3 protein-coding genes are annotated in these 2,952 nt (G+C 63.2%); all 3 read right to left on the reverse strand.

Annotated features, from left to right (window positions below):
* A partial coding sequence (locus ACE3OH_RS21280; protein WP_374357964.1) for a LytR/AlgR family response regulator transcription factor occupies positions 1 to 687 on the reverse strand: 687 nt, incomplete at its 3' end.
* Between the two features lie 48 nt (positions 688 to 735).
* Positions 736 to 1,713: a ribonuclease Z gene (locus ACE3OH_RS21285; protein ID WP_374357967.1), complete on the reverse strand. Its 978-nt coding sequence runs from the start codon at positions 1,711 to 1,713 to the stop codon at positions 736 to 738.
* 232 nt (positions 1,714 to 1,945) lie between these two features.
* The gene (locus ACE3OH_RS21290) at positions 1,946 to 2,881 is read right to left on the reverse strand and encodes a sensor histidine kinase (protein WP_374357970.1); all 936 of its coding nucleotides are present in this window, start codon (positions 2,879 to 2,881) and stop codon (positions 1,946 to 1,948) included.
* Positions 2,882 to 2,952: the final 71 nt, after the last annotated feature.

Here is a 2,952-nt window from a genome sequence, read left to right on the forward strand (position 1 = left end):
TGATACCTGGTCGATGGCATCCACCCGCACCAGGGTGGCGCGGTGGATCTGCCAGAATTCGTCGGGGTCCAGCTCGTCCACCAATTCCTTGATCGGCTTGCGGATCAGCGCCTCGAACGATTCGGTCTGCACCCGGGTGTATTTGTCTTCGGCGCGGAAGAACAGGATCTCGCGGGTGGCGATCATGCGCAGATTGGCGCCGACGCTGGCCTGTACCCAGCGCAGGTATTCGCGCGGGGCGGCCGGGGCGCCCATGCGTTGCGCCAGCTGGGCCAGCAGGGCATCCATGCCCTCTGGCGCCTGCGTTTGCGGCTTGGCCAGCTTTTCCTTCAGCCTATCGCAGGTCAGCTTGAGCCGCTCCGGGTCGGCCGGCTTGAGCAGGTAATCGACCGCGCCTTGCTCGAATGCGGTCACGGCGTACTGATCATAGGCGGTGACGAATACCAGATGGCACTGGCCGGCCAGTGCCCGCCCGGCCTCGATGCCATCCATTTCCGGCATGCGGATATCGAGAAAGGCGATATCAGGCTGCTGGCTGCGCGCCATGGCCACCGCATCGCGGCCATTGGTGGCTTCGCCGATAATCACCAGTTCCGGCCACGCTTCCTTGAGGCGGAAGATGATCTGCTCGCGCATCAGGCGTTCGTCATCGGCAATCAGGGCGGTAGGGGCGGCGGCGCGACTCATGCGTGTCCTTTGCGAGTGATGCCGGCCAGCGCCGGCGAATGCCGGTTTTTAGCAGGCTGGCGGCGAGTTTGGAAGCAGGCGGCGCAGCAGGCCGTCGCCGGCCAGCTCATAGCTGGCCAGGTCTTCGGCCATGAATAGCTGGCCGGCATAGTGCTGGCGCGCCTCGGCTTCCAGCTCGGCCATGCCGGCCGGGTTGTCGTAGCGAGCGCTGAAGTGGGTCAGCACCAGATTGGGCAAGCCGGCAGCGCTGGCAAACTGCGCCACGCGCTGCACCGAGCTATGGGTGGGGCCGGGGCCGACCTTTTGCAGCATCGCCTCGCTATAGGTGGACTCGTGCACCAGGATATCGGCGCCGCGGCAGGCCTCGCCAAGCAGGGCGGGCGTGTCGTTATCACCGCCTACCACGACCGACGCCTTGCTGAGCGTCGCTGTCCGGAAGTCCTTGGCGGCCAGCGTGCTGCCATCAGCCAGAACGATATCTTCGCCGGCCTGCACGCGACCCCAGTCCGGGCCGGGCGGCACGCCGCGTGCCTTGAGCGCGGCCGTGTCGAGTTTGAAACCGTGCTGTTCGAGGCTGAAGCGGAAACCGACGCTGGGGGCACGGTGCGACAGCGCAAAGCGCTCGATGCACAGGCCGCCTTCCCGGTGTAACCGCTGCTCGGGCGCCACATCGATATGGATCAGCTCGAAGGTGAGAAACAGCTCGGTGTGCTTGAGGGTGGCGGCAATCCAGTCTCGCACCGGTCGCGGTGCGGCAAGGATCAGCGGACGCTTGCGGCCGGTCATCGAGGCACTGGCCAACAGGCCGGGCAAACCATAGCTATGGTCGCCATGCACATGGGTGATGCAGATGCCAGCGAGATCGTGCACCGATAGCGGCGTGTGCTGCAGCCGGTGCTGGGTGGCCTCGCCGCAGTCCACCATCCACCAGTCGCGACCGAGGCGGGTCTCGATGGCAAGGCTGGTGACATTGCGGCGCTTGGTAGGCACCCCGGACGAGGTGCCGAGAAAGGTGAGTTTGAGCATGGAGAAGTATTCTATTGATCGGCAGGCTTAGGCACAGTTCATGCGCGGCGATGAAGTCGGAGCCAGAATGCAAAACCTGTAGACACAGAGCACACGGAGAACGGCAAAATCCAAAGCGGTTTTCTCTGTGTGCTCTGTGATCTCGGTGTACTCAGTGTCTACAGGTGTTTGGGTTTTTGTTCGCGTCCTAGCCCTAGGCATCTTGGCAATTGGCCACCCATGCCCACATTACTTAGCTATTGCGCGGCGCCACCTCGTAAGGTACGCGGATGGTGGCGCGGGTGCCGCCGTCGCGTGGCACCATGATTACCAGCTCGGCGCGGCCGTTGTACAGCACCTTGAGCCGCTCGCGGATATTGGCGAGGCCGACGCCGCTGCTGGATTTGGGCATGAATCCCATGCCGGTATCGGTGACGCTGACCTCCAGCATGCCATCATTGATTTCAGCGGCAATGGTGAGCTGGCCGCCGCTGGCCTTGGGTTCCAGGCCATGCTTGATGGCGTTTTCCACCAGGGTCTGCAGCATCATCGACGGAAAGACCGCTGATTTGAGGCCTTCCGGCATCAGCACCGCGCTGCTCAGCCGCTCTTCCATGCGGATTTCCATGATCTCCAGAAAGGCGCTGGACAGCGCCACCTGCTGGCCCAGCGTCGGCCGTCCGCCTTCGCGCATCTGCGGCATGGCCGAGCGCAGGTAGCGGATCAGGCTTTGCTGCATTTTCGAGGCGCGCGGCGAGTCGGTCTGGATCAGCTGATCGATGCTGGCCAGGGTGTTGAACAGGAAATGCGGCTCGATCTGCGCCTGCAAGGCTTCCATGCGCGCTTCCAGCACGGTGCGCTCCAGCTGCTCGGAGTCGGCGCGCTCGATGGCCTTTACCGCCTGCACTTCTGCCCGGTGCTTGCCGCCGGCGACGATCTTGATGATGAAGGAGGTGAGGATCAAAGGCAGCAAGGGGCCGGGGTCATGAAAGGCTACGCCACCGATGGTCATCACCAGAATCGACACCAGGAACAAGGTCTTCCACGGCACTACCGCCAGCCAGTCGAAAAACTGCCACCACAGGCTGATCAGGGCGCTGCGCAGCTGTTGCAATGATTCGGCTCCTGCGCTGGCTGGCGGTGCTGCGTCGGGTTTGTCGGTGGATTTGTTGAGATGGTCTTGATTCATGATGCGACTCCGCTTGCTGTTGCGGATCGCCAATGCTTGGCGATCGATGCTGCAAGACTAAAACAGGGCAG

Origin of the sequence: Chitinimonas sp. (assembly GCF_041904975.1) — a bacterium.
In the GTDB taxonomy this organism is placed as follows: domain Bacteria; phylum Pseudomonadota; class Gammaproteobacteria; order Burkholderiales; family Chitinimonadaceae; genus Chitinimonas.